Here is a 24,659-nt window from a genome sequence, read left to right as displayed (position 1 = left end):
ATTGAGTAGCGTATTGGTATTAACAAAACACCAAGGCGCAGGACGCCTTGGTGCTTGCAGCTCTGCTGCTATGGCGTATAAGGATCGCCATCGCAGAAGTTGTTGGACGTCAACATTCGGACGGGAATGACTGCAGGTACTGATTTGGCCGGCGTCCCTGCGACATCCAGAGAGTACTGGAACCAAAGCGAGTTATAGCTCGGCGCAACCCCCGGGACCTTAAGGTGCGGATCGAAAGGTTCAAGCTCGAAGATAAACCCATTCTCCGCCATGTTTTTATCCAATGTGAGTGATCGAGTGTCTCGAGTAGACTCTATCGGAGCATCCCCATTAAGGCCCGTCGAGGCCACGAACTCAAATGTAACTTCTACACCATTAGCGAAAAACTCAGTGCTGGGTGGAATCCAGACTTCAATGTGTTTTTCCCCCTCAGGCGTGCCTGTGCCTTGAGGCCGCAAGGATGAACACGTGATCCTGCCACGGGGGTCAACGGCCCAGGCAAGCGTGTTGCGAAACACTGCGGGATCGAGCGAGTGGATAATCGCATCGTCCACTTCAACGGACGTGCTTGGCGAAAAGTTGCTATTGGCCGCGCCAGGACGACTGACACCGTAGAAAACCGGAATGTCATCGCCATTGCCCGCGGCGGCGATCGCGTCCTTGTCTACCTCGATCATAAAGGGATCACCAGCCCCCTCACCCGCCGCAACGGTACGTGAGCCTGCCGGGTTCAGCTTGCTTCCCCAATACAGCGTAATGACCATTCCGTCTGCCGGCTGAGGGTTGGCAGTCCACAGATCAAAATGCGCCTCGATGGGGCTGGCATGATCAATGTCAGCGGAATTCAGGTAATTGGGCGTGGGAGTAGACGCGGGGCCCAAGATAGTGACAGCGTCCAGGTCTGGACTCGGGTCTCCCGGCGTAGGTGCGCCCGGTCCTTCAACACTCAGATCAACGTCAACCGATACCTCAGTATCAGGCTTATTGACTGTCCCTGTCCTGACGATTTCATAAGTGATCCGCGTCGACACCGCGCCTGTCTGAGTACCATATTCATCCAGAATCAGTTGACTTGAGGCCGTGAACTCAAAGGGAAATACGCCATTGAGTGGCAACAACCCGGAGGATTGCGCCCCCCAAATCAACCTGTATTGATCACCAGACTCCCATGCATAGCTGGGTATCGCCAACCTTACACCCGCTTTCCAAACCTCGATATCCACCAACTCATTCTCTGGAGGCACTACGAGGTCAATAGGCTCCAACACCAGGTTGGCACTGCGTTTAAGCCTGCGGCCCGTGGTGATCCTGGAAATTTCACTGAGATTCCCAGCAGCATCTATCAATCGGTAATAGCCAAAATAATTACCATCTTCAAAATCTTCAAACGCCGAAATGGGCAGGTTGAACTCCACACCGCCACTTTCCATGGGGACGCTGCCCAAGGACGGAGCATCATCGGGTGGCTGCACGGCAGTGAACCAGACCTGCGCAACGCGATCGCCGTCTTCAAAACCCGCGTAGCTGGAAATCTCGAAGTCAAAACCTCCCGGATTAAGGTCCAGAGTAGCTTGTGTAATGTCGACCCCCAGAGGAAGCGCGGTGGGGAAAACAATCCTTGCGGGGGCCTCAGTACGACCCGATGATTTATAAGGCCCGTATAGATCAATCCTGACGCGCTCTGTAACGGAGAAGTCCTTATAGTCAGTGTCCGAGGCGGGCTTTACCTTAAATCTGACTTCAAACTCCCCATGCCCCAGAATATTATAATCAATGGTCAACCGGACGAGCGGCCCAGTAGGGTCGGTTTCGAGAATCATCGGCTCCAGTGGTGTCCATACAGCAACCCCGACTGGGCTGTATTCAATCTGTATCTCGTCGCCAATCTCCGGAAAGCCCCCCAGGGGACAATCAACCCGCAAACCACCATGTTCGTCCAGGTCAGGCCGCCAGATCAAACCACTTACACCGTTGAGCGCCTGAGAAAATCTCGGCGCGTCTAATTTGGGATCATCCCAACCAAGTGTCGTTATTTTTTTTGCACTGTTAATTGCCATCTTAGTTCTCCTTGCGTGTAATAAAGCGCTCAAGAAGTTCCCGGACTGATGACCACGCCAGCCTCACATAAAATCACCGGCAAGCCAACTGCAACCAAGTTCAGATTGAGCACACTGTAAAACAATCAACAAAGGCACAGCCAACTGCTGGAGATTTTCTAATCCGGCCCATTGCCGTTCGGCCCGCAGAATATGGGATCCGAGGTTGAATACCGGCGATCGATTTTTACGTAGCGAATAGACGAACTGCCAATCCGTGTTCCGTTGCGCCATACCGTGAACTCGGCATACGCACCCGCCTCGTTCTTCATGGGCTGAACATAAGGAATATAAGGCACAACAAAAACGTGATAGCCCTGACTCTCGTCAACATCCGACCAATGTTCTTTGAATACTTCAGAGGTTTCAGAGATCGGGCGGTCACCCGCAAACCCCCAAGTGCCTTGCCATTTCAATCGGAGCTCATCACCGACTGCAATAGCTGCATGTTTATTCACAAGCACATGAACCCCCTCCCAGAGAGGAGGATCGGTCTGGCAATTCAACCACCCCGTAGTGCTGGCATGCGCAAATTCAGGGCGAGGAAATCTGACCGGCGGCACTATATTAATATTCACGAACTGGTTTGGCGCCAATTGTTCATTCACGCCATTACTCGTGCGATAACTAACCGGAAATGCTGGATTATTAGGTGTTTCGGCAACTATCTCCCAAGGCACCCCGGTAAATGTCACTAATTTTCCAGGTTTATCGTCAGACTTAACTGTATAGGAGGCAACTGGATTTTCTCGGTCCCCCCAGTACAAGTCCAACCACTTACCGACAGCTGGTCCCTCAGGCAAGGCCACTGTCGCCGTGACACACTGGTCCGAATCACTGAAGTCCAAGTGGTTAGCGGTATCGGAAACAGCGCCTCGAATTTCAACTTTAGCCAAGTGCCGATTGTATTCAGCCGGTGCTTGGTCATGGTCCACCCCAAATACCCGGAAGTCAGCGTCGACACGTCGTATCGGCGATGGAACAGCCGTCGCAACACCGGCACGGTAAATAAAGTACCGAACCGGAAACTGGGTCTGTAGGTAGCCATTCTGGATCAATACAGACCAGCTCACCGGGACCACTTTTGGAAAACCGTCAACCGGTTCCCGGGCTAGAAGGATGCCATTCCAACTGACGGCCACCTCATCTGTTGGATTCCAGTCTAAATAGGCACCAAATCTCAGGTTTACGCCACTACGGGCATCCGCGCGATCAATCAGGCCGTCATATTCATAGGCAAGTACCTCGGGCGGTTGCAACCCACTGGGGAGCGCTTGCAGGTTGATATAGACCAGTGTTGCCCCCGAGTAATTGGGCTGCTGGTTTCCTGCCCGATCACGAAGACCGTAGCGCAAAAAACGCGGCCCATTTGGCAGTTGGCGAAACAACTCGGACGGCACGGGGACTATCAGCGCCTCAGTGGTGCTGACAAAGGTATGCGTATAGGCCGCCAGAAAAGGGTTTGACTCCTCAGTCTCCAACAAAAAAATCAACCCGTCGTCAAATGCCTGGAGATCCAGATAGGTCGGAATTCGCAGCTCAACGAACTCATGCTCACTGATATAGGCCTCAGTGATGCCGTTATTGGCGACCTCCGGATCGATGAACATAGGCGGCATAAGAGGGGCTGTCCCACCCGGCGGAATCCAATCCAGGGTGAACGTAGTGACATACCGGCTGTGCTCTATACCGCCCGGCCCGTCAACGTAATAACTGAGGTCATAAGAGCCGCTGATCTTCAGCCAATTACCGCCGATGGACAGTTCTACCGGGAAATGATCCTCGGTAACGGGGCCTTCCAAGGGAATCGCTGGCAAAGGGTAGGCAGGTTCCGGCGTATGCGGCTTGATCGAGAAATGGACATTATCCGTCTCGCCGGCTTCGGCCGGGAACTGCCAGATCTGCCGGAGCTGAATTTTGATCGGGTGGTACAGGAACTCAGTAGGAATCAGGCCGTTGGGATCATCGGGAAACGCATCCACCACGACGGCAGCCTTGAGTTCAGACATCTGCCCTGCGCCTGTATCGCTGACAGATGTGTTGGCTGTTTTTTTTGACCCCGTCATTAGGCGCTCCTTGATTTCCACGTGGCTGAATCAATCCGCTTCGCTGGCTCAAATTAGGCGCTTGTTTCAGGGCGATGGATACTGTCAGAACTAACAGGTATATCGCTCCGCTCGTCGGACAGCCCTTGCGCGCCCCAAGCAGCAACGCTTGACGCACTGGTTGACTTGGTGTTTCCTGAAACCGGTTTCAAAGCAGCCATGACCCACCTCAAATAAGAAAGGCCCGCGACCGTGACTCCTTTTTCCGCCGCCCAGCGCACCCGTGTCACCATGCTCGACGTCGCCCAACGCGCCGGCGTGTCCAAAGCCAGCGTGTCGCGTTTTATCGGCGATGACCGCGCCCTGCTCTCCGACGCGATCGCGCTGCGCATCGAGCAAGCCATCGAACAGCTTGGCTACCGCCCCAACCAGATGGCCCGTGGTTTGAAACGTGGCCGCACCCGCCTGATCGGCATGCTGGTGGCCGATATCCGCAACCCCTATTCCATTGCCGTGATGCACGGCGTCGAAACCGCCTGCCGTCAGCACGGCTACAGCCTGGTGGTGTGCAACACCGACCGTGATGACGAGCAAGAGCGCCAACACCTGGCGGCGCTGCGCTCGTACAACATCGAAGGCTTGATCGTGAACACCCTGGGCCATCACCTCGACCAACTGCTGGAACTGCAACAGGAAATGCCTCTGGTGCTGGTGGACCGCAAGGTAGCGCCGCTGCACAGCGACCTGGTGGGCCTGGATAACCCGGCGGCGGTGCACATGGCGGTGGAACACCTTGAGCAGCAGGGTTACCGCGACGTGCTGCTCGTAAGCGAGACCACCGACGGCACCAGTTCACGTTTGGAACGCCTGGAGAGTTTCAATCACGAAATTGCCAAGCGCCCGGCGTTGACAGGCGCCGTGGTTGAACTGGATGGCAACCTGGAAAAGCGTCTGCAAGCCTTTCTCGCCAACCCCAGCCCCAAGGCACTGTTTTGCGCCAACGGCGTGGCCGCACTGGCCTGCACCCGGGTGCTCAAGGCGCTGGGCTGCGACCTGTTCGGCGAGGTGGGCTTGATCGCCCTGGATGACCTGGACTGGTACCCGCTGGTGGGCAACGGCATCACCGCCCTCGCCCAACCGACGCAAGCGATTGGCGCCAGCGCCTTCGACTGTTTGCTCAAGCGCCTGCGCGGCGATACCGCCCCCACCCGCACCCTGGATTTTTTACCCGAGCTGATTATCCGCGGCTCGACGCCCCCTTATGACCCTGGCTTTACTGTGGCGAGCGAGCTTGCTCCCGCTGCGGTGCGAAGCGCCGCCAAGAGCCGGTGACTGCTGCGCAGTCAAACGGGAGCAAGCTCCCTCGCCACAAGCAGTCAGTGTGTTCTTGTCGATAAAAATGAAACCGGTTTCAGAGGTAAACAACAATGCATAAATACCCCGTCTCCATCAGCCTTTCCAGCTACGGCGCCGACCTGGTTCGCCAGCAGGGCCAATTGAGTTTTGTCGCGCTGCTCTGCGCTGCCGGTGCCCAGCGCATTGAATGGCGTGAGGAGCTGCTGACCGACGAACACCCCGCCACCCTGGCCCAGGCCGCTGCCGCGCAAGGCCTGGACAGCGTGTTTTCCTCGCCCCTGGAACTCTGGGTCGCCGGCCGTGCCCAGCCCAATGCCGAGCTGGCCGCTACCCTGGACCGCGCCCAGGCCTTTGGCTCGGGCTGGCTGAAGGTGTCCCTCGGTTACTTCACCGACACAAACGACATGGAAAGCCTGCACGCCCTGCTCAATCGCCACCCAGTCAAGCTGCTGGTGGAAAACGACCAGACCCTGCACGGTGGGCGCATTGAACCGATGCAACGGTTTTTTACCGAAGTCGAACGCCTGGGCCTGCCGGTGAAAATGACCTTCGACATCGGTAACTGGCAGTGGCAAGACCAGTCCGCGCTCACTGCTGCGCGGTTACTGGGCCGGCATGTGGATTACCTGCACTGCAAGGCCGTGGCCCGTCGCGCCGATGGCAAGCTCGTCGCCTTGCCGCCGGGCGCCACCGACCTGCATCTGTGGGAACAACTGCTTAAACACATGACTCAAGGTATTACCCGGGCAGTGGAATTTCCGTTGCAGGGCGATGACCTGATCGAAGTCACCGCGCAACAGGTCGCGACCCTGGCCCGCCTTGGCCAACCCCATGTGGAGAACGCCCATGTCTGAGATCGATATCCTGTCGTTTGGCGAAACCATGGCGATGTTTGTCGCCGAACAGACCGGCGACCTGGCGCAGGTCGGGCAGTTTCACAAACGCATTGCCGGCGCCGACAGCAACGTCGCCATCGGCCTGTCGCGCCTGGGGTTCAACGTGGCCTGGCTGAGCCGCGTGGGTAACGACTCCCTCGGGCGTTTTGTGGTCGATACCCTGACTAAAGAAGGACTCGATTGCCACCATGTGGCCGTCGACCCGCTGAACCCCACCGGCTTTCAACTCAAATCCCGGGAAGAGGCCGGCGCAGATCCTCAAGTTGAGTACTTTCGCAGAGGCTCGGCGGCCAGCCACTTGTCCATCGATGCCATCCATCCGACGCTGCTGCAAGCCCGCCATCTGCACGCCACCGGCATTCCGCCAGCGCTGTCCGATGCCACTCGCGCACTGTCGTTCGAGCTGATGACCCAAATGCGCAAGGCCGGACGCAGTGTGTCGTTCGACCCGAACCTGCGCCCGTCCCTGTGGGCCAGCCAGGCGCAGATGATCCGCGAAATCAATGCGCTGGCTGCTTTGGCCGACTGGGTCCTGCCGGGCCTGGGCGAAGGTCGCCTGCTGACCGGTTTTGACGACCCGGAAGACATCGCCGCGTTCTATCTCGACCAGGGCGCCGAAGCCGTGGCGATCAAGCTCGGCGCCGAGGGCGCCTATTACCGCACCCATATGGACCAGGGTTTTGTCGCCGCCGTACCGGTGGCCAAGGTCGTGGATACCGTGGGCGCCGGCGATGGCTTTGCCGTGGGCATGATCAGCGCCCTGCTGGAAAACTTGAGCTTCCCCGAGGCCGTACAGCGCGGTAACTGGATCGGCAGCCGCGCCGTGCAGAGCCGTGGCGATATGGAAGGTTTGCCGACCCGCGCTGAATTACCCACCCGATCCGTTGCGTGACCCATTACCTGTTGCCACAACTACAACAAGCTCAGGAGCAACCCCATGGAAACCGTGAAACTCGCCACCCGTCGCTGGTGGTACATCATGCCTATCGTGTTTATCACCTACAGCTTGGCCTACCTCGACCGCGCCAACTACGGCTTCGCCGCCGCGTCCGGCATGGCCGCAGACCTGATGATCACGCCAGGCATGTCTTCGCTGCTCGGTGCACTGTTTTTCCTTGGCTACTTTTTCTTCCAGGTGCCGGGGGCGATCTACGCGCAAAAGCGCAGCGTCAAGAAACTGATCTTCGTCAGCCTGATCCTCTGGGGCGGCTTGGCGACACTGACTGGCGTGGTGTCCAACGCCTACATGCTGATCGTCATCCGCTTCATGCTCGGGGTGGTCGAGGCCGCCGTGATGCCGGCCATGCTGGTGTACCTGTGCCACTGGTTCACCCGTGCCGAACGCTCACGGGCCAACACTTTCCTGATCCTCGGCAACCCGGTCACCATGCTGTGGATGTCGGTGGTGTCGGGCTACCTGGTGCAGCATTTCAGCTGGCGCTGGATGTTCATCATCGAGGGCCTGCCGGCGGTGTTGTGGGCGTTTATCTGGTGGAAGCTGGCCGATGAGCGCCCCAAGGATGCCAAGTGGCTGAGCGACGCCGAAAAGCACAGCCTGGAAACCGCCCTCGCCGCCGAGCAGGTGGGGATCAAGGCCGTGAAAAACTACGCAGAGGCGTTCCGTTCGCCCAAGGTGATCATTCTCGCGTTGCAGTTTTTCTGCTGGAGCATTGGCGTGTACGGCTTCGTGCTGTGGTTGCCATCAATCCTCAAGGCCGGTTTGCAGATGGACATGGTCGAAGCCGGCTGGCTCTCGGCCCTGCCCTATCTGGCGGCGGTGATTGGCATGCTCGTGGTGTCCTGGGGTTCGGACAAGCTGCAGAAACGTAAGCGTTTTGTCTGGCCGCCGCTATTGATTGCGTCGATTGCCTTCTACGCGTCCTACGTGCTGGGCGCCGAACACTTCTGGTGGTCCTACACCCTGCTGGTGATCGCCGGGGCCTGCATGTATGCACCCTACGGCCCGTTTTTCGCCATCGTCCCGGAAATCCTCCCGGCCAACGTCGCCGGTGGCGCCATGGCGCTGATCAACAGCATGGGCGCCCTGGGATCGTTCGGTGGCTCGTACCTGGTGGGCTACCTCAACAGCAGCACCGGCTCGCCCGGCGCTTCGTACCTGCTGATGAGCGGAGCGCTGCTGCTTTCCGTGGTGCTGACGATTTTCCTCAAGCCCGGCGCGAGTGACCGCTCGCCGACGCCAACCCTGGAATTGAAGGTAAAAACCTCATGAAAAAGTCTGTCGTGCTGTATAAAAAACTGTCCGCGCCGCTCATGGCTCGCCTGCACGAGGAGGTCGACGTCACGCTGATTGACGCTCTGGATGAAACCGGCCTGGCCAAGCTGCGCGATGCCCTCCCCACCGCCCACGGCCTGCTGGGTGCAAGCCTGCGCCTGGATGCCCAGTTGCTCGACCTGGCACCCAAGCTGGAAGCAGTGGCCAGCGTCTCGGTGGGCGTCGACAACTACGATATCGATTACCTGACCCAACGCGGCATCCTGCTCAGCAACACCCCGGACGTGCTCACCGAAACCACCGCCGACACTGGCTTTGCGCTGATCCTGGCCACCGCCCGGCGCGTGGTCGAGCTGGCCGACATGGTGCGCGCCGGCCAATGGAACAAAAACATCGGCCCGGCGCATTTTGGCAGCGATGTACATGGCAAGACCCTGGGCATTATCGGCATGGGCCGCATCGGCGAAGCCCTGGCCCAACGCGGGCATTGTGGCTTCGGCATGCCAGTGATCTACCACAGCCACTCACCCAAGCCGGCGGTTGAAGCACGCTTTGGCGCGCAGTACCGCAGCTTGCAGGACTTGCTCAAAGAGGCTGATTTTGTCTGCCTGACCCTGCCGTTGACCGCTGAGACCGAGAAGTTGATTGGCGCCGAGGAATTCGCGCTGATGGGGCCGGAGACGATTTTTATCAATATCTCCCGAGGCAAGGTGGTGGACGAGGCGGCGCTGGTGCAGGCGTTGCAGCAACGCACTATCCGCGCGGCGGGGTTGGATGTGTTTGAGAAGGAGCCGCTGGATCACGCATCGCCGTTGCTGAGGTTGAACAATGTGGTAGCCACGCCGCATATTGGTTCGGCCACCCATGAGACGCGGGAGGCGATGGCCAAGTGTGCGGTGGAGAATCTCCTGACGGCATTGGCTGGCGAAAAGCCGGTAAACCTGGTGAATCCAGGGGCATGGCGGCACTGACACAACACAAGAGCAAAGGTGGAAGCTGGCTTGCCTGCGATAGCCATAGGTATCTACACAACTCTGAAGCGATCGACGGTAACCACGATGCTAAGCGAGCCGCTCTTGATCTGGCTTTTGATCTGGCTTTTGATCTGAAGCGCCCCGTCAAACCACGCTGGCCGAACGCAGGCGAGGTGCCGAGTGGTGGGGCGAAGGCCTTTTGGTTACTTTTGGGCCTTTCCAAAAGTGACCCGCTGTAAGAGCGGAACCATCGGTGGCCGTTACCGCAGGAACGGATATGTACGCGGTCAGTTCCAACATCCTGGTCGGCTGTAAGGCCGCCATCGCAGGCAAGCCAGCTCCCACATTTGGATTGCGGCGCGTCAGTTAGATCAGCGTCGGCTGTCAGTCCGTCACGGGAGCAAGCGCCCTCGCCACAGGTCCAGCACCGGCCCAAGTTGTGTAGATCCCTATGCTGCGATAGCGGTAAGCCAACCCATGATGTGCCGACTGTAAGATTGCTATCGCAGGCAAGCCAGCTCCCACAGGGTGTTGTGGCAGCAGTTAGACGACGAACCTGGCCACCATCCCATTCAAATCCACCGCCAGCCTCGACAGTTCATGGCTGGCCGCGCTGGTCTGGTTGGCGCCCGCCGCCGACTGGGTGGCCAGGTCGCGGATGTTGACCAGGTTGCGGTCCACCTCGCGGGAGACCTGGGCCTGTTCTTCCGAAGCGCTGGCAATCACCAGGTTGCGTTCGTTGATCAGGCTGATAGACGCAGTGATCTGCTCCAGTGAGGCGCCGGCTGCACGTGCCATTTCCAGGGTGCTCTGGCTGCGCTGGTTGCTCTGTTGCATGGACTGCACCGCCTCCCCGGTACCGTTCTGGATGCCGGCGACCATTTTCTCGATTTCCTGGGTCGACTGCGCGGTGCGATGGGCCAGGGCGCGCACTTCATCGGCGACCACCGCAAAGCCCCTTCCGGCCTCGCCGGCACGGGCGGCTTCAATCGCTGCGTTGAGCGCCAGCAGGTTGGTTTGCTCGGCAATCGCGCGGATCACATCCAGCACCTTGCCGATATCCCGGCCCTGAGCGGCCAGGCCCTCGATCATCGCGGAGGTGTTCTGCACGTCCTGAGTCATGGTCTGGATCGCACCGACGGTTTCCATCACCCGATCACGGCCTTCCCGCGCCGCCTGGTTGGACTGCCCGGACGCCTCGGAGGTGGAAACCGCGTTACGCGCCACCTCCTCCACTGCCGCCGTCATCTCATTGACGGCCGTGGCGGCCTGGTCGATTTCATTGTTCTGCTGTTGCAGGCCACGGGAGGCCTCCTCGGTGACCGCGCTCAACTCTTCCGCCGCCGAAGCCAGTTGCGTGGCCGAACCGGCGATGTGCTGGATGGTCTGGCGCAGGCTGGCTTGCATGGTCGACAGCGCACTGAGCAACCGTGCCGGTTCGTCCTTGCCATCGTCCTCGATGGTTTTGCTGAGGTTGCCGGCGGCGATGGTCTCGGCCACTTCCACGGCCTTGCGCAGCGGGGTCACGATGCTGCGGGTCAGCAACCAGGCCAGCAGCACGGTGAGCAATGCCGCCACCACGGAGACCGCCACCACACCGGTGATCGCGCCCTCGTAGCTTTGCCCGGCATCTTCGTCGGCCTGCTTGGCGTCGGCCGCATTGATGGCGATCAGCTTGTTCAGTTGCTCGCCCATCTGGTCAGTGCCGTCCTTGATACGGCTGTTGATCAGAGCGCGCATCTCATCGACCTTGCCTTGTTTGGACAATATCAACATCTCGGCCTGAGCTTTGAGGTAGTTCTCCAGGGTGACGCCAAAGGCTTTGTACAGCGCAGCCTCCTCCGCGCCCGCAGGCAACGTGGCGTATTTGGCCTGGGCAGTCTTGACCTTGTCAGCCAGCACGCCAATGCGCGTCTCGGCTTCCTGCAGGGCGGCAGGCTCGCGGTTGACCAGCACGCGAAACGACAGGATGCGCATGCGCAGCACGTTTTCGGTGATGGTACCCAGGTGAGTCATGCTGGGCAGCTGGTTCGCGCTCATGTCCTGGGAGGATTGGCGCATCTGCGTCATACGGTTGACCGCAAACACGCCCAACAGCACCACTAGAACCGCAATGAAGGCAAAACCGATAAACGCGCGAGGGGCAATATTCAGGTGACGGAGGGACATAGGGCTGCTCTCAGAAGTAGTGTTTGCGAGCATCCTTGCCGCGAAACGATCCGTCAGCGTCAACGCGCTGCCCAGACCTTGGTCACCACTGTTGTCGTTGTAGTGTGGGCCTATGCTTGATATCGGCTGGGCCACGGCTTTAGCGCAGGGTTTTTATAAATATTTTTTTACACTTCAGGCGCCTGGCACTTTCTGGCATCCTGCGCCTCCATTTTCTGACCCGAGCCATCATTTTGTCTGACGCTCAAGCCCCCCGCCCGCGCTATGAATCCGACCTCATGTACGGCCTCGAAGACCGCCCGCACTTCACCGCCGCGATTTTTGCCGCGTTGCAGCATGTGTTGGCGAGTTTTGTCGGCATCATCACGCCCACCCTGATCGTCGGCGGCGTACTGGGGCTGGAAAGCGAAGTGCCGTACCTGGTGAGCATGGCGCTGTTTGTCTCGGGGCTTGGCACCTTTGTGCAGGCGCGCACTTTCGGGCCGGTGGGTTCGGGGCTGTTGTGCCTGCAAGGCACCAGTTTTTCCTTTATCAGCGTGATCTTGAGCGCTGGGTTCATGGTCAAGGCCCGGGGCGGCGGCACCGATGAAATCCTCTCGACGATCTTTGGCATCTGCTTTTTCGCGGCGTTTATCGAAGTGGTGCTCAGCCAGTTCATCGGCAAACTGCGCAAACTGATCACCCCGGTGGTGACCGGCACCATCATCACTTTGATGGGCTTGTCACTGATCAAGGTGGCCGTCACCGACATGGCTGGCGGCTATGGCGCCAGCGACTTGGGCGCCGCAGGCAACATGGGCCTGGCGGCCTTGGTGCTGCTGACCATCGTGGTACTCAACCGCTTCAACAACCCGTTCCTGCGCCTGGGTTCGATCGTGATCGGCCTGACCCTGGGCTTCGTAGTGGCGTGGCTGCTGGGCCGCGTCGACATGGCCGCCCTGCCCCAGGTGCCGCTGATCAGCGTGCCGGTGCCGTTCAAGTATGGTTTCTCGTTCGACTGGGTGGCGTTTATCCCGGTGGCGGTGATCTTCCTGATTTCGCCCCTGGAAGCCGCCGGCGACCTGACCGCCAACTCGATGATTTCCCAGCAACCGGTCAAGGGCCCGCTGTATATCAAACGCATCAAGTCCGGCCTGCTGGCCGACGGCTTGAACTCCGCGATGGCCGCCACCTTCAACAGCCTGCCGATGGTGACCTTTGCCCAGAACAACGGCGTGATCCAATTGACCGGCGTGGCCAGCCGCTACGTGGCGTACTTCATTGCTGGCCTGCTAGTGCTGCTGGGGTTGTTCCCGATGATCGGCGCGGTGCTGCAACTGATGCCCAAGCCCGTATTGGGCGGCGCGACCCTGATCATGTTCGGCACCGTGGCCGTGGCCGGGATCAAGATCCTCGCCGAAGCGGGCCTGCATCGGCGTAATGTGCTGATCGTGGCAATTTCCCTAGGCATGGGCCTGGGCGTCGCCGCGGTGCCCGAAGTGCTGCGCGAGCTGCCCAAGGCGCTGCACAACATCTTCGAATCGCCGATCACCGTGGGTGCATTCTGTGCAATCCTGCTGAACATTTTCCTGCCCGAAGAGTTCATAGAGCTGGAAGAAGATGAATTCGAGCCGGAGTCCTCTACCCTTAAGGTCATGCAGGACCCGGACGTCACCCAAAAGTAGGAGCATTTCTTTATGCGCAAGCTCATGGTTCTATCGCTGTTGCTGCTGACCTTGAGCGCCTGTGCACTGTTTCCCAACCGCGACCCGGTGAACATCAATGTGGTGGGCATCGAGCCGCTGCAAAGCCAGGACCTGGAAGTGCGTTTTGCCGTGAAACTGCGGGTGCAAAACCCCAATGAAGCGGCAATCGACTACAACGGCGTGGCCCTGGACCTGGAGGTCAATGGCCGGCCACTCGCTTCTGGCGTCAGCGATCAGGCTGGCAGCATCCCACGCTTTTCTGAAACCGTATTGATGGTGCCGGTCAGCGTTTCGGCGTTTTCGGTGTTGCGCCAGACCCTGGGCCTGAGCCAGACCCAAAGCCTGAACAACCTGCCCTACGTGCTGCGCGGCAAACTGGCGGGCGGACTGTTTGGCACCATGCGCTTTGTAGAGCGTGGCACCCTGGACTTGCCGAACACCGCCACCTGGTAAGTGGCTGAAAACCAAATGTGGGAGCTGGCTTGCCTGCGATGGCGGTGCGTCAGTAACTGATGAATTGAATGACACGCCGCTATCGCAGGCAAGTCAGCTCCCACAGGTTGATTGCGTTTAGTCAGTGATACAGCGAACGCCTGGCTTGGCGCGCTCGTCCACCACTAATTCAAAAATATCCGGCCGGGCGTAATGCCCCACTACGTCGTAGTCGTAGCGGGCCCGCACCAACTGATCAGTATCGATCTGCGCCGTCAACAACCCCGCCTCGCCCACTAACGGCCCCGCCAAAATATCGCCCATGGGCCCGACGATCACGCTGCCGCCGGCAATCAACGGACGGTCCACAGGCCAGTTGGCAACCTCCACACCCAAGGCTTCGGGCGATGCCTGCACCTGGCAGGCGCTGACCACAAAGCAACGCCCTTCATGGGCAATATGGCGCATGCTCACCTGCCACATTTCGCGCTCGTCCACGGTGGGTGCACACCACACCTGAACGCCCTTGGCATACATCGCGGTGCGCAGCAACGGCATCATGTTTTCCCAGCACACCGCGCCGCCGATACGCCCCACCGCGGAGTCGATCACCGGCAGGGTCGAGCCGTCGCCCTTGCCCCAGATAAGCCGCTCGGTGCCGGTCGGCATCAGCTTGCGGTGCTTGGCCACCAGGCCGCCCGAGGGTTCGAAATACAACACCGTGCAGTACAGCGTGCTGCCACTGCGTTCGATCACGCCCAGCACCAGGCTGGCACCGGTACGCGCCGACATCCCGGCCAGCGCCTCGGTTTCTGGCCCCGGCACGTCAATGGCATTGGCAAAATACCGTGCAAAGGCTTCCCGGCCCTCGGGCAGGCGATAGCCCAATTGCGTGCCAAAGCTTTCGCCCTTGGGATAGCCGCCCAGCAACGCCTCGGGCATGACCACCAAGTGCGCGCCACTGCGCTGGATTTGATCCTCATAGGCCAAGATCTGCGCCAGGGTTTCAGCCTTGCCGCCAGGCAAGGCGCCGATTTGCAGGGCTGCGACAGTCGATACGGGCATCAGGCTCACTCCGATAGATAGGGGTTGCCCATTCTCCAGCCAGACTCGATCATGAATAAAGCCCACCTCAGTGCTAAATGATATGAGCCAAATGAATATCGCCCAGGTTGACCTGAACCTGCTCAAAACCTTCGAAGCCCTGCACGACGAGTCCAGTGCCAGCCGTGCGGCGCTGCGTTTGGGCGTGACGCAGTCGGCGATCAGCGCGGGCTTGCGGCGTTTGCGCGAGCTGTATGGTGACCCTTTGTTCGTGCGCACCGGACGCGGCCTGGCGCCCACATTGCGTGCCAACCAGTTGAAACCGGTGATCAGTGAGGCATTGGATCGCTGCCGCCAGAGCCTGGCGATGATCAGCCCGCAAAACCTGCACTACGAGGGCCGCTCGGTGGTGCTGGGGCTGTCGGATGACTTCGAGATTGCCTATGCCCGAAGCCTGATGGAGGCCATCGCACTGCGCCTGCCCAAGCTACGGGTGATCTTTCGCCAGACCTACAGCCAGATCGTCGCCGCCGCCCTGCTCGACCGCACGCTGGACCTGGCCATTACCGCCGGCGGTTTTACCGAGCGCAGGCTGAGCCGACAGGTGCTGGGGGAAGGTGACTATCGTTGCCTGGTAGACCCCCATAGCCTGGCGCCGGGCGAGGAGACTATCGACCTGCAGGGGTTTGTCACACGGGAACATGTATTGGTGTCGTCAGGCGGGTTTATCGGCATTACCGATGAAGGCTTGGCGGCGCACGGGCTGCGCCGCCACGTGTGCGCGTCCACCAGCCACTTTGCCGCGCTGCCGTATCTGCTCAAAGGCAGCACCGCAGTAGCAACCATTCCCGGGCATGCGGCCCACGCCATTGCGCAAATGACCGGCCTGCGCGTGCTGCCCTGCCCGCTGGCGCTACCGCATTACCCGGTGGAGTTGGGCTGGCGCACCCAGGCTCAGTTGGACCCGCTGTTGCTCAAGGTGCGCGAAGCGATTGTGGCGTGCTTTACTTTGCCGCCGCCATCAGCTTGTTGACTTCACTGCGCACCATGTTGGAAAACTCCGGCGGAGACATGCCATCGAGTTCGGCACGTACCCATTCGGCCCACTTGCCCTTGCGTTTGGCGCGCTCACCGAACAAGCGCGCGGCTTCGCCCTTGGCCTTGCCCAGGTTGGTTTGCCACAGGTCGTAGAGGCGCGACTTTTCATCTTCCAGCTCGGCGCGTTCGGCGAGGGTCTTGTTGGCGAGATTGAAGCTCATGTTGAATTACCTGCTGCACAAATAGGTGACATCTTACACTGTAGGCCCAAAGTTCCCGATCCGGATTTTGCCTCGGATGAGCGCGCCGGCAAAAAAACTGCAACTTTTGCCACCGCCCGATACTCCATTGTTCACTGCCACATCCACCTGCAAGGAGTCACTCAATGGCCCGCAAAACCGCCGCCCAAGCTGTCGAAGATCAAATCAAGGACCAAGCGTTCAGCGAACTGAGCGCATTGATCGAAGAGTCGGACAAACTGCTCAAAAGCAGCGCATCCCTGGTGGGCGAGGAAGGTGAAACCCTGCGCGAGCAGGTTGCCATCAAACTCAAGCAAGCCCTGGAATCGGTGTCCAACGTGCGTGAACGCAGCAAGCCGGTTGTGGATGCCACCGAGACTTACATCGGTGGGCACCCATGGCAGACCGTGGCCATTTCCGCTGGCTTTGGCCTGGTGGTCGGCCTGTTGCTGGGTCGCCGTAACTGATCCATTCAGGCTGCGCATCGCGCAGCCTGTTTCATCCCGCCGCCAAGGCCCTCAACTCGCGCAACGCCTGCGCATCCAGTTCGATCCCGGTTTCCTGCGACTTCGCCCGCGTGCGATGGCGTCGGTCCCCCGGCAATCGACGCAGCCCCGCCGCATGCATCTGCCGCACCAGCTCCTGGCTGCGTTGGGCGAAGCTTTGCCCTGCGGTTTTACTCGGGTCGATCAAGATCAGGAGCTGGCCTGTCCACGGCGTACGCGCGCCGGGGTGGTCCGTCCAATCGAATTCAAAAGAGAAGTTGCCGCCCGTCAACGCTGCCGCCAGCAACTCGACCATCATCGACAGTGCCGACCCCTTGTGCCCGCCAAATGGCAACAGTGCGCCGCCTTCCAGAATGGCTTTAGGGTCCTGGGTCGGCTGACCGAGGCTATCGACGCCCATGCCCGGTGGCAACCGCTCGCCTTTGCGTGCGGAGATTTGCACGTCGCCATGGGCGATGGCACTGGTGGCCAGGTCAAACACAATCGGCGCACCGTCGGCCCGTGGTGCCGCAAACGCGATGGGGTTGGTGCCGAACAACGGGCGATCCGCGCCGTGGGGCACCACACAGGTCATGCTGTTGACCACGCTGAGTGCCACCAGCCCCTCCTCGGCAAACGGCTCGACGTCCGGCCACAGGGCTGCAAAGTGATGGGAGTTATGGATCGCCAGCAACGCGATGCCGGCGCTGCGTGCCTTCTCCACCAGCAACGGGCGCGCCGCTGCCAGGGCCGGCTGGGCAAAACCATTGCCCGCGTCGACGCGCACAAAGCCTGAGGCCACATCGGTCACGCTGGGGACGGCGGTGCCGTTGACCCATCCACTGGCCAGCGTCGAAAGGTAACCGGGGATGCGAAAAATACCGTGACTGTGGGCACCGTCACGCTCGACACTTGCGCAGTTGTGCGCAAGAATCGCAGCAACCTGCGGCGATGTGCCGTGCCGGACGAAGACCTGTTGAAGTAACTCCACCAGTTCAGCGAAGCGAATCGAGGCACAAGCAGTGGCAACTGTCGACTGCGCAGACATTTGAAGCTCCGTTTTTATGATTGGAAGGGGCAACGAATGGGACATCCAGACCCTCGATTAAACACCACGCACGCTCTGCGTTGTCAACGTGCGCAGCGCTGAATATTTACCGCCTTGCACCACGGGCGCCTGCCTACCCTGTGCTTTTCCTGGCACGCCGGAGACAGGCTGTGGTTCGCTTAACCCCCCCGTATTTCTTCCCTGAGTTTCTCAAACCCCAAGGCAAAGCCTCGCCCACCGCTCGTGAACGCACGCTAGGGCTCACCGCCAAAGACCTTGATTGGCTGTACAACCTTTACCTGGCTACCGACGAGTCTCGGCAGGACACAAGCCGGCACGATCACCCCATGCGCGTTGAAAAGGTCCTGATCAACATTTCCGGCAAGCCCCCCATCCCCCTTGCCGGCGCGTTCGCGATCAGCCCGACACCCGACGCCGCCAAGGCGTTGCTCTACACCCCGGATAACGGCATACAGGTCTATGACAGCCACGCCGCCCTGCTGAGCGAGTTGATCGAGCAATTGGAAGACCCACTGCAGAGCGCCCCTTTGCTGAGCTACCTGTCGATGGACCAACGCAATGCGCTGGGCGCTGACACGCCCATGGTGTTGACCACTCAGCTCATCGAGGGTGAAGTCATGCCGGAGCAAGCACGCATGCTCCAGGCCTGCCAGCTGGATAACGTCGAGGCCATGCTCGACCACCTGCAAAAAACCCCGACCTTGCCTGACATGCTCGACACGCTGCTGAGCGTCATGGCCCGCCCCCATTTCAAACACCTGGATCAACGGGACACACGGGTCAATGTCTTCACCCGCGAAGCTGAGCAAGCAACGCCACGTTGGGTCAACTCGCTGACCTTGAGCGAAGCGCTGCTGCAATTTTATGTGCGCCATAGGTGGCCCAAAGGGCAGACACGCGAATACTCGAACCCAAAACATGACACCACTGGCTTCACCGCCTCCGAACGGGAAGAAGATCACCAGCGTTGGGAAGCCTTGATCGAACAAAGCTCCAGTACTTTCTCGAAGCTGTTGGAAAGCCTGCTGCAGACCTACTGGAATGAAGATATCGACAGCGGCACCTCGCGCGTGGATTTTTTTGCCCAGGTCGTGGCGCAGAAGTTTCGCCTCGATGTGTTGCTCAAGCGCCAGGCCGAGATAATTACCGCCGAGGAAAGCCACGCATTTCAGGCCCTGCTCCTCAGCGACCAAAGCGCCCGCAGCGCCCATGCCGAAAACCTCAGCGTGGAAAAGGTGCGCCTTTATGCCCCCCATCAACATTACGTTGAACCGGCGAGCACCTTGATGATCACCGAGCACCACGCGTACCTCTACACCCAATCGCGCGGGTTACAGGTGCTGGAAAACCTCGACCACCTCAAAGACCTGTTATTGAGCATGCTCAAGGCCGAAGGCTACGAGGACGAATGGCTCAACTTCCTCTCATTGGATGAGCGCGACACACTGCTCGGCCTGGACCCGATCGCCGTCGCGGCAAGGCCGATACCCGGCAATGTGTTCGTGACCTTGGTACAAGACATTGCGCGCAAGCAAACGGAGAACCTTAACCACGCCCTGGAAATCTACCGGCGCAGCGATGGCCAAGTGGACCTCGCAGCCTTGCTCGACAGTGCCCTGGACGTACGTGCCTTGCTGGACAATCAACTGGCCACACTGGAGACCAACGGGCGCTGGACCTTGCATCCGGTCACCCGCGGTAATGGCCGCCCTTCGACCGTCAAGGCCGAGCGCGCCCGGCTGCAGCTTCAGAACCTGCGGGCGATTGAGCGTGCGCTGGCGATGGAGCGCGCGCATCACCCGACCTTACGTAGCATCGTCGCTGACACGCTCAACGCTGAACTGCAACTGCAGCAACAGCCAGTCAAAGCCGAGGAGGTGTATATCAATACCTACGCCACGCGTGCCCAGGAGCGTGAAGAGCGTCCGGCAGTGCAGTCATTGAGCATGCTTGAGCACTTCATTGAACGCCTGGCCCAAGAGGCGCCTGCGGTGCCCTTCTCGTCCAGGACGAAGTTCTATACACGGGGCGAAGGCAATGTCTTCATGCAATTGCCAAGCATGACGCTCAAGACGTTCAACACCGTCATCGAGCGCGTCCTGCTGCTGTTTTCCAAGCACGCCATGCGCCAGCAACCCCATGAGTTTCTCGTCAAGACTCACGCCAAACACGCCCACTCGATGCTGGTAGGGTTACGCAGCGAAGCCGAGCTGAGGTCGCTGGATAAAACCCTGGCGCCCACAAGCCAGGCCATTCTCGACACGCTATTTCAGCCCGACAGTCTGTCGCGCTTGACACGCCATGGCCTTAACGGATTTTTGCCGGATGCCTATGGCTTGACGTTGGACTTGAACGCCGTCGATACGCCACAACCGCTGGCCAATACGTTCGTGATCACTGAGCGCGGCGGTATCGACCCGCAGCGCTCGGGCCAGGCGCTGCTCTGGACCCCGCGCCTGGGCTACGAAGTCTTTGCCTCGATCAACGCCCTGCGCGATGAAATCACCCAGCGCCTGGCGCACCCACTCAACAGCTTGAGCCTGCTGGAGAATCTGCCGTTCTGCTTGCGCGAGCCCCATCAGGCATTTAGCCAGGGCCCGCTGCAACGTATTGATCGGGACCTGTTGAATGACCGAGTAGACAGCTACAACGACGCGGTCATGGAAGGCGTGGATCACCTGCAATCCATGGGCCTGCGCGCCCGTGCCTTGCAGGACCGGTTGGACGCCGTCATCGAACAGCCTCCGCCCACTAACCTTGGCAGGGCAATCACACTGGCCGATGCCATGGTCAACCAGCAGGCACTGCCACTGTGGCTGGGGATGGCGCCGGCCCAGGACCAAATCCACCAGGCCGAGCTTCTGGAGCAATACTGCAACAACGCCGACGATGAACACGACTACCTGCATGACATCCAACCCCTGCGTGCTTATGCCTTCACCACGCTGATGGCGCTGCTTGAGGCGCGCTTTCCCGGCCAGGCGCTCAACCCCGATCACATCCTGATCCCCACCGGTGCAGTGCTCGATGTGAATGTCGACAACCTGACCGACTTTGCGTTGCGGCACTGGCCAGATCTGACCGTTCAACACATCCGCCCGCGTTCACGCACGGCAAAGCCATTACCGCAAGCCCTGGACGCAAGTGCCGTGATACAAATGGTGCGCCAGCTGGATCTCAAAAGCGCTTATCAGCAACAGGTGCGAAGCCACCTTGAGGCGCAAACCGATGATGCACGCCAACGCAGACGTCTGTTTTGCCGTCAGTTGCCGTGGCAAGCGCTGCAACACGCCCACGAGCAAAGGTTGCAGGAGCGGCTTTCCACGCGAGCCTTGAGCCTGGTCCAGCAGATTTTCGATATGCCGGACGCCGTGGCCCGAGCTTCACTCAGCGGGTCCACGGCGACGATTCGACCGCTGGAGCTGATCGCCACCGAAGGCGCCAGTACCGCCAAGGTGTTGGGCGTGTACCTGATCGGCCCGCAGCTTCCCGGCGAGGGTCCATGGGTGCTCTACGCGCCCTACAGCGAACAGCATGTGTTCAAGGAATACGCGGATGAAACGGCCTTGCTGGATGAGATACAAGGGCCAGGCGCCCTGCAGGACTGGATGCTTATGCACCTGGAAGATCCGCACCAGGCCACTTACCGCCACTTGCTGAAAAACAACCAGCATAGCCCGCCCGATATCCGCCTGGCCGCTTCGGCAGTGACGGGCAATGTGCTGCATTACCTGTTCAGTGAAAACACATTGATGTTGCTCAAGGTGCTGGGCAGCCAATTCGAAGAAGGCGCCAAGACCCTGTGGGATCACGCAACGCGTCTGTTCGGCAAGGACATCCCGACGGCAGTGCAGTTCATGGCCGGCAAACTCGCCTACCCGCTGGTGGTATGGCGCAGCTACACCTTGTTCAAGCGCTCGGCCGAAGCCTTGCAGCTACACCAGTGGAAGGCTGCATTCAAGGATTTCGTCAGGGGCGTGGCGCAAATGGCCGCCCTGCGCAGTGCGCTGGACGGCACCGCCATTGCCCCACCCACTGAAAAGGAGCGCTCGCTGGCCGAGCTGACAGATGAGTCACTGCCCGCAGCCACCACCCTCGCCACTTGGCATATCACCTGCCCTTCGCGCACCCGGCTGCAGCCGTTCGAGGCACAGGATGTGGCGTTGCAAAACCTGAAAAAGAGCACGCTCAGCCAGGTGTATGAAGACCAGGAAAACTCGAAATACTATGTTCCGCTGGCCGGCAAGGTGTATAGCGTCAAGAAAGCCGCACAACACTGGCGCCTCGCCAACGACGAGCAGGTGGGGCCGTACATCGGCCGTAATGCGCAGGGCATATGGGTACTGGAGCTGGGCGGCCAGGAGCCGCGCTTCGGCAGGGCTCAGTCGTACCTCAAGACGTGGCGCAATGAAGTACGGGATATCAACATTGAAGCGGTCGGTATCCGCGATATTGGCGCGTTGACCTATTGGAAAGCCCAAGCCATCACTGAAGCGTTGAACTTTGCGACTTATTACGCGCTGAACTGCCGCCGCAACGTTGCGCAATTTGCTGTACAACGCGACCCCGACAGCCGGGTTGGGCGATTTTTAGGGGAAATGTTTGGTGTCGTCACACTGACCCCGGACCAGGTCTTGAGAGTCACAAAAATAATCGACGAGATCATCGATGAACTCACCGACCCCAGCTTGACCGGTCCGAACTCCATGCGCTTTGTCGCGGGCACCAGCCGACAGGATCCGGCGTCGGATTATGCATTCATGATTCCCGCCGATAGAGAACGCAAGCTGTATCTGCTGAGCCGATTCTTCGACCCCAATCTGGACGTCTACCAGAACCGTCTGCTGGAGAATGTAGCGTTCAACATATCGACGCACGCCAGGGCCAGCACGCTGATTCACGAATTATCGCACTTGAAGCTCGACACCGTGGACATTGCCTACCTGGACAGCATGCGACCCTTCCCAGACTTGATCAATGTCGCAAGGCCCGGCGCCGAAGTGCTTAAAACCACCCTGGAAGATTTGCGCAGCACCGCGTTATCGACGATGACGCCTGCAACGATGTTGTTCAAGACTCAAGACAGCCTCACCGAATTGTGGGAAGACTTTAAGCCTGGTTCTGCAATTGAAAAGAAAATTTTCAAGGCTACTGGCGCCAAGACCCTGCAGGACGCGAGGATCATTTTCATGTCAGTCCCTGATAAGCGTATTGACACCATCCTGGCCAACGCCGACTCGGTGACGTACCTGATCACCCATCTTGGCCGCCAGTTGGAGCCGGGGGCCTGAACGGCCCCCGGCGAGTGCATCAGTCTTTCTGGTCACGCAGCACGTTACCGGAAGCGCCGTCGATGCGCGCCTCATACACGATGCCATCGGACTTGCGACCTTTGACTTCCCAATAGCCATTGTCATCCGCTTCAGCGGCGTAGACCTCAATGTAGCCGGCCTTGGTTTTCGCCACCTCGATGGCTTTCTCAATGGTGATCCAGCCTGCACCCGGCTTGTCGGCCATGGCGGCGCCAGCGCTCAACAGCGCGGAAGTAGCACACAGGGCGATCAAGGTTTTCTTCAACATTTTCGTACTCCATAGTGGACGACAGGTTAATTCCTGATTTTTTAGGCGCACACAAACAAGAATAAGTTCCAATTGATGTGCAATCGCCATGATGCGGTTCTCGCCGTCTACCTTGGGAGGTTAGAATGTGGGAAATCAGGATGAGTTAATGAGCGAAAAGCCCCTTTCAGAAACCGAATATGACGCCATCACCGACGCCGCCGCGCATTGGTGCATGCGCCTGCATGCTGCAGATTGCACGGCGGACGAACGTCAGGCTTTTACCCAGTGGCACGATGGCCATCCGCTGCACGCCTTCGAATATGCAGCCATGCTCGAAATCTGGGACGTGGCCGACCACCTGCCCCGCGACAAGCCTGAGGCGGTGGTGGTCCCAATCAAGAAGCCGGCCCGCCGCTTGCGCACCTACGCGGTGGCCGCAGCGGTGTGCCTGGCGGCATTGCCGCTTGCCGCCCTCACCGGCTGGGAAGCGGGCTGGTTGCCCAGCTCATATGAACGGTTCGAAGCAGCCAATGGCTTGAAAAAAGTCACCCTGGGCGATGGCAGCCAAGTGGAGTTGAACTTGGGTACCGAATTGGTCTACAGCCATTACAAGGACCAGCGCCGTGTCACCCTGAAAAAGGGCGAAGCGTTCTTCAACGTCACGCACGACAACAACCACCCGTTTATCGTGCGGGCCGGCGAAGGCCAGGTGCGAGTGACCGGCACGCAGTTCAATGTCTGGGAATATGAAGATCAGGTGCGGGTGATGTTACTGGAGGGCTCGGTGCAGATCTCCAGCGACGGCGAGCATGCCAGTGTGCCGCTTAGCCCAGGCATGCAAGCCAGTTTCCGCCAGGGTGACGCCACCCCACAGGTCGCCGCTATCAACCCCGATGACACCGCGCTGGCATGGCGCCAGGGCAAGCTGGTGCTCGACAACCTGACCCTCACGGACGCCTTGCCCCTGATCAACCGCTACCTGAAAAAGCCGGTGATGCTCGCAGACGCCAGTACCGGTGCGATTCGCGTCGGCGGTATCTATAACATCAACGAGGTCAACAACCTCGTGCCCTCCCTGCCCAAGGTGTTGCCGGTCTACCTGACCCAAAACCAGGACGGCAACCCTGTGCTCAATTCCATTCCGCGTAAAACCCCCAAGGGCTGAGCCCGCTCGCACGAAGCGGTACGTTTGGGCCGCGGGTGTCCATTTTTGAAACACCTCCCTCACCTGCATCGCCCGCCGTGTGCGGATTCATGGTTCTGTCACAGACAGTGTTACATGGCTGAGACGGCGTGAGGCGAGCACAGGCATATCTCAAGCGCTCAGGACTGTTTC

19 protein-coding genes are annotated in these 24,659 nt (G+C 59.5%); 12 read left to right on the top strand and 7 right to left on the bottom strand.

Annotated elements, in window-relative coordinates; translation table 11 throughout:
* Nucleotides 1-68 precede the first annotated feature (68 nt).
* Together HU730_RS02995 and HU730_RS02990 are read right to left on the bottom strand one after the other, a co-directional pair.
* Entirely contained in the window at nt 69-2,057 is a 1,989-nt protein-coding gene (locus tag HU730_RS02995; RefSeq protein ID WP_060764656.1) for a hypothetical protein, read from the bottom strand.
* A 158-nt stretch (nt 2,058-2,215) separates the two neighbouring features.
* Nucleotides 2,216-4,162, bottom strand: a complete 1,947-nt coding sequence (locus HU730_RS02990; RefSeq protein ID WP_034127681.1) for a hypothetical protein — start codon at nt 4,160-4,162, stop codon at nt 2,216-2,218.
* Between the two features lie 231 nt (nt 4,163-4,393).
* On the opposite strand from HU730_RS02990, the gene HU730_RS02985 reads away from it, so the two are divergent.
* From HU730_RS02985 to HU730_RS02960, 6 genes are all read left to right on the top strand, one after another.
* Nucleotides 4,394-5,473, top strand: a complete 1,080-nt coding sequence (locus tag HU730_RS02985) for a LacI family DNA-binding transcriptional regulator (RefSeq protein WP_276307443.1) — start codon at nt 4,394-4,396, stop codon at nt 5,471-5,473.
* Between the two features lie 95 nt (nt 5,474-5,568).
* Nucleotides 5,569-6,351, top strand: a complete 783-nt coding sequence (locus HU730_RS02980) for a TIM barrel protein (RefSeq protein ID WP_089042595.1) — start codon at nt 5,569-5,571, stop codon at nt 6,349-6,351.
* Nucleotides 6,344-7,285, top strand: a complete 942-nt coding sequence (locus HU730_RS02975) for a sugar kinase (RefSeq protein WP_034127683.1) — start codon at nt 6,344-6,346, stop codon at nt 7,283-7,285. Before HU730_RS02980 ends, HU730_RS02975 begins: the two co-directional genes overlap by 8 nt.
* Before the next feature lie 45 nt (nt 7,286-7,330).
* Nucleotides 7,331-8,623 carry an MFS transporter gene (locus HU730_RS02970; RefSeq protein ID WP_054897474.1) on the top strand — a complete coding sequence of 431 codons (1,293 nt, stop codon included), beginning with the start codon at nt 7,331-7,333 and terminating at the stop codon, nt 8,621-8,623.
* Nucleotides 8,620-9,597 carry a D-glycerate dehydrogenase gene (locus tag HU730_RS02965; protein ID WP_186526819.1) on the top strand — a complete coding sequence of 326 codons (978 nt, stop codon included), beginning with the start codon at nt 8,620-8,622 and terminating at the stop codon, nt 9,595-9,597. The genes HU730_RS02970 and HU730_RS02965 overlap by 4 nt, the downstream gene beginning before the upstream one ends.
* Nucleotides 9,585-9,839, top strand: a complete 255-nt coding sequence (locus tag HU730_RS02960; protein ID WP_254914003.1) for a hypothetical protein — start codon at nt 9,585-9,587, stop codon at nt 9,837-9,839. The genes HU730_RS02965 and HU730_RS02960 overlap by 13 nt, the downstream gene beginning before the upstream one ends.
* Before the next feature lie 304 nt (nt 9,840-10,143).
* On the opposite strand, the gene HU730_RS02955 is transcribed toward HU730_RS02960, so the two are convergent.
* The gene (locus tag HU730_RS02955; RefSeq protein ID WP_186526820.1) at nt 10,144-11,769 is read right to left on the bottom strand and encodes a methyl-accepting chemotaxis protein; all 1,626 of its coding nucleotides are present in this window, start codon (nt 11,767-11,769) and stop codon (nt 10,144-10,146) included.
* A 233-nt stretch (nt 11,770-12,002) separates the two neighbouring features.
* Between HU730_RS02955 and HU730_RS02950 the strand changes: the two genes are divergently transcribed.
* Both HU730_RS02950 and HU730_RS02945 read left to right on the top strand, forming a co-directional pair.
* Nucleotides 12,003-13,433 carry a nucleobase:cation symporter-2 family protein gene (locus HU730_RS02950; protein ID WP_186526821.1) on the top strand — a complete coding sequence of 477 codons (1,431 nt, stop codon included), beginning with the start codon at nt 12,003-12,005 and terminating at the stop codon, nt 13,431-13,433.
* A 12-nt stretch (nt 13,434-13,445) separates the two neighbouring features.
* Nucleotides 13,446-13,907 (top strand): LEA type 2 family protein, encoded by a 462-nt coding sequence (locus HU730_RS02945; RefSeq protein ID WP_003190908.1) that lies wholly within the window; start codon nt 13,446-13,448, stop codon nt 13,905-13,907.
* Between the two features lie 117 nt (nt 13,908-14,024).
* Here the strand turns inward: HU730_RS02945 and HU730_RS02940 are convergent, their stop codons facing one another.
* A complete protein-coding gene (locus HU730_RS02940; protein ID WP_060764662.1) occupies nt 14,025-14,951 on the bottom strand; it encodes a carbon-nitrogen hydrolase family protein in 927 nt (308 codons plus the stop codon).
* Nucleotides 14,952-15,042: 91 nt separating this feature from the next.
* Between HU730_RS02940 and HU730_RS02935 the strand changes: the two genes are divergently transcribed.
* Nucleotides 15,043-15,963, top strand: coding sequence for a LysR family transcriptional regulator (locus tag HU730_RS02935; protein WP_060764663.1), 921 nt, complete (start codon nt 15,043-15,045; stop codon nt 15,961-15,963).
* On the opposite strand, the gene HU730_RS02930 is transcribed toward HU730_RS02935, so the two are convergent.
* Nucleotides 15,935-16,189, bottom strand: coding sequence for a hypothetical protein (locus tag HU730_RS02930; RefSeq protein ID WP_003190904.1), 255 nt, complete (start codon nt 16,187-16,189; stop codon nt 15,935-15,937). The two genes, HU730_RS02935 and HU730_RS02930, sit on opposite strands and share 29 nt — an antisense overlap.
* A gap of 164 nt (nt 16,190-16,353) precedes the next feature.
* Between HU730_RS02930 and HU730_RS02925 the strand changes: the two genes are divergently transcribed.
* Complete coding sequence (locus HU730_RS02925) at nt 16,354-16,674, top strand: DUF883 family protein (RefSeq protein ID WP_019817806.1); 321 nt, start codon at nt 16,354-16,356, stop codon at nt 16,672-16,674.
* Nucleotides 16,675-16,705: 31 nt separating this feature from the next.
* Here the strand turns inward: HU730_RS02925 and HU730_RS02920 are convergent, their stop codons facing one another.
* Entirely contained in the window at nt 16,706-17,740 is a 1,035-nt protein-coding gene (locus HU730_RS02920) for an Ldh family oxidoreductase (protein WP_186526822.1), read from the bottom strand.
* A gap of 170 nt (nt 17,741-17,910) precedes the next feature.
* Between HU730_RS02920 and HU730_RS02915 the strand changes: the two genes are divergently transcribed.
* Nucleotides 17,911-23,052: a DUF6543 domain-containing protein gene (locus HU730_RS02915; protein WP_186526823.1), complete on the top strand. Its 5,142-nt coding sequence runs from the start codon at nt 17,911-17,913 to the stop codon at nt 23,050-23,052.
* 19 nt (nt 23,053-23,071) lie between these two features.
* Here the strand turns inward: HU730_RS02915 and HU730_RS02910 are convergent, their stop codons facing one another.
* Entirely contained in the window at nt 23,072-23,341 is a 270-nt protein-coding gene (locus HU730_RS02910; RefSeq protein WP_014718736.1) for a PepSY domain-containing protein, read from the bottom strand.
* Nucleotides 23,342-23,489: 148 nt separating this feature from the next.
* On the opposite strand from HU730_RS02910, the gene HU730_RS02905 reads away from it, so the two are divergent.
* Nucleotides 23,490-24,488: a FecR family protein gene (locus HU730_RS02905; protein ID WP_186526824.1), complete on the top strand. Its 999-nt coding sequence runs from the start codon at nt 23,490-23,492 to the stop codon at nt 24,486-24,488.
* The last annotated feature ends 171 nt before the right edge of the window (nt 24,489-24,659 follow it).

Source organism: Pseudomonas sp. SWRI22 (assembly GCF_014268395.2).
GTDB lineage: Bacteria > Pseudomonadota > Gammaproteobacteria > Pseudomonadales > Pseudomonadaceae > Aquipseudomonas > Aquipseudomonas paracarnis.
This window is presented reverse-complemented; position numbering and strand designations above follow the sequence as displayed.

What these genes read in the sequence shown, in the direction of transcription:
- HU730_RS02995 (WP_060764656.1), bottom strand. Translation starts at nt 2,057, where the DNA reads ATGGCAATTAACAGTGCAAAAAAAATAACGACACTTGGTTGGGATGAT.
- HU730_RS02990 (WP_034127681.1), bottom strand. Translation starts at nt 4,162, where the DNA reads ATGACGGGGTCAAAAAAAACAGCCAACACATCTGTCAGCGATACAGGC.
- HU730_RS02980 (WP_089042595.1), top strand. Translation starts at nt 5,569, where the DNA reads ATGCATAAATACCCCGTCTCCATCAGCCTTTCCAGCTACGGCGCCGAC.
- HU730_RS02975 (WP_034127683.1), top strand. Translation starts at nt 6,344, where the DNA reads ATGTCTGAGATCGATATCCTGTCGTTTGGCGAAACCATGGCGATGTTT.
- HU730_RS02970 (WP_054897474.1), top strand. Translation starts at nt 7,331, where the DNA reads ATGGAAACCGTGAAACTCGCCACCCGTCGCTGGTGGTACATCATGCCT.
- HU730_RS02965 (WP_186526819.1), top strand. Translation starts at nt 8,620, where the DNA reads ATGAAAAAGTCTGTCGTGCTGTATAAAAAACTGTCCGCGCCGCTCATG.
- HU730_RS02960 (WP_254914003.1), top strand. Translation starts at nt 9,585, where the DNA reads ATGGCGGCACTGACACAACACAAGAGCAAAGGTGGAAGCTGGCTTGCC.
- HU730_RS02955 (WP_186526820.1), bottom strand. Translation starts at nt 11,769, where the DNA reads ATGTCCCTCCGTCACCTGAATATTGCCCCTCGCGCGTTTATCGGTTTT.
- HU730_RS02945 (WP_003190908.1), top strand. Translation starts at nt 13,446, where the DNA reads ATGCGCAAGCTCATGGTTCTATCGCTGTTGCTGCTGACCTTGAGCGCC.
- HU730_RS02940 (WP_060764662.1), bottom strand. Translation starts at nt 14,951, where the DNA reads ATGCCCGTATCGACTGTCGCAGCCCTGCAAATCGGCGCCTTGCCTGGC.
- HU730_RS02935 (WP_060764663.1), top strand. Translation starts at nt 15,043, where the DNA reads ATGAATATCGCCCAGGTTGACCTGAACCTGCTCAAAACCTTCGAAGCC.
- HU730_RS02930 (WP_003190904.1), bottom strand. Translation starts at nt 16,189, where the DNA reads ATGAGCTTCAATCTCGCCAACAAGACCCTCGCCGAACGCGCCGAGCTG.
- HU730_RS02925 (WP_019817806.1), top strand. Translation starts at nt 16,354, where the DNA reads ATGGCCCGCAAAACCGCCGCCCAAGCTGTCGAAGATCAAATCAAGGAC.
- HU730_RS02920 (WP_186526822.1), bottom strand. Translation starts at nt 17,740, where the DNA reads ATGTCTGCGCAGTCGACAGTTGCCACTGCTTGTGCCTCGATTCGCTTC.
- HU730_RS02910 (WP_014718736.1), bottom strand. Translation starts at nt 23,341, where the DNA reads ATGTTGAAGAAAACCTTGATCGCCCTGTGTGCTACTTCCGCGCTGTTG.
- HU730_RS02905 (WP_186526824.1), top strand. Translation starts at nt 23,490, where the DNA reads ATGAGCGAAAAGCCCCTTTCAGAAACCGAATATGACGCCATCACCGAC.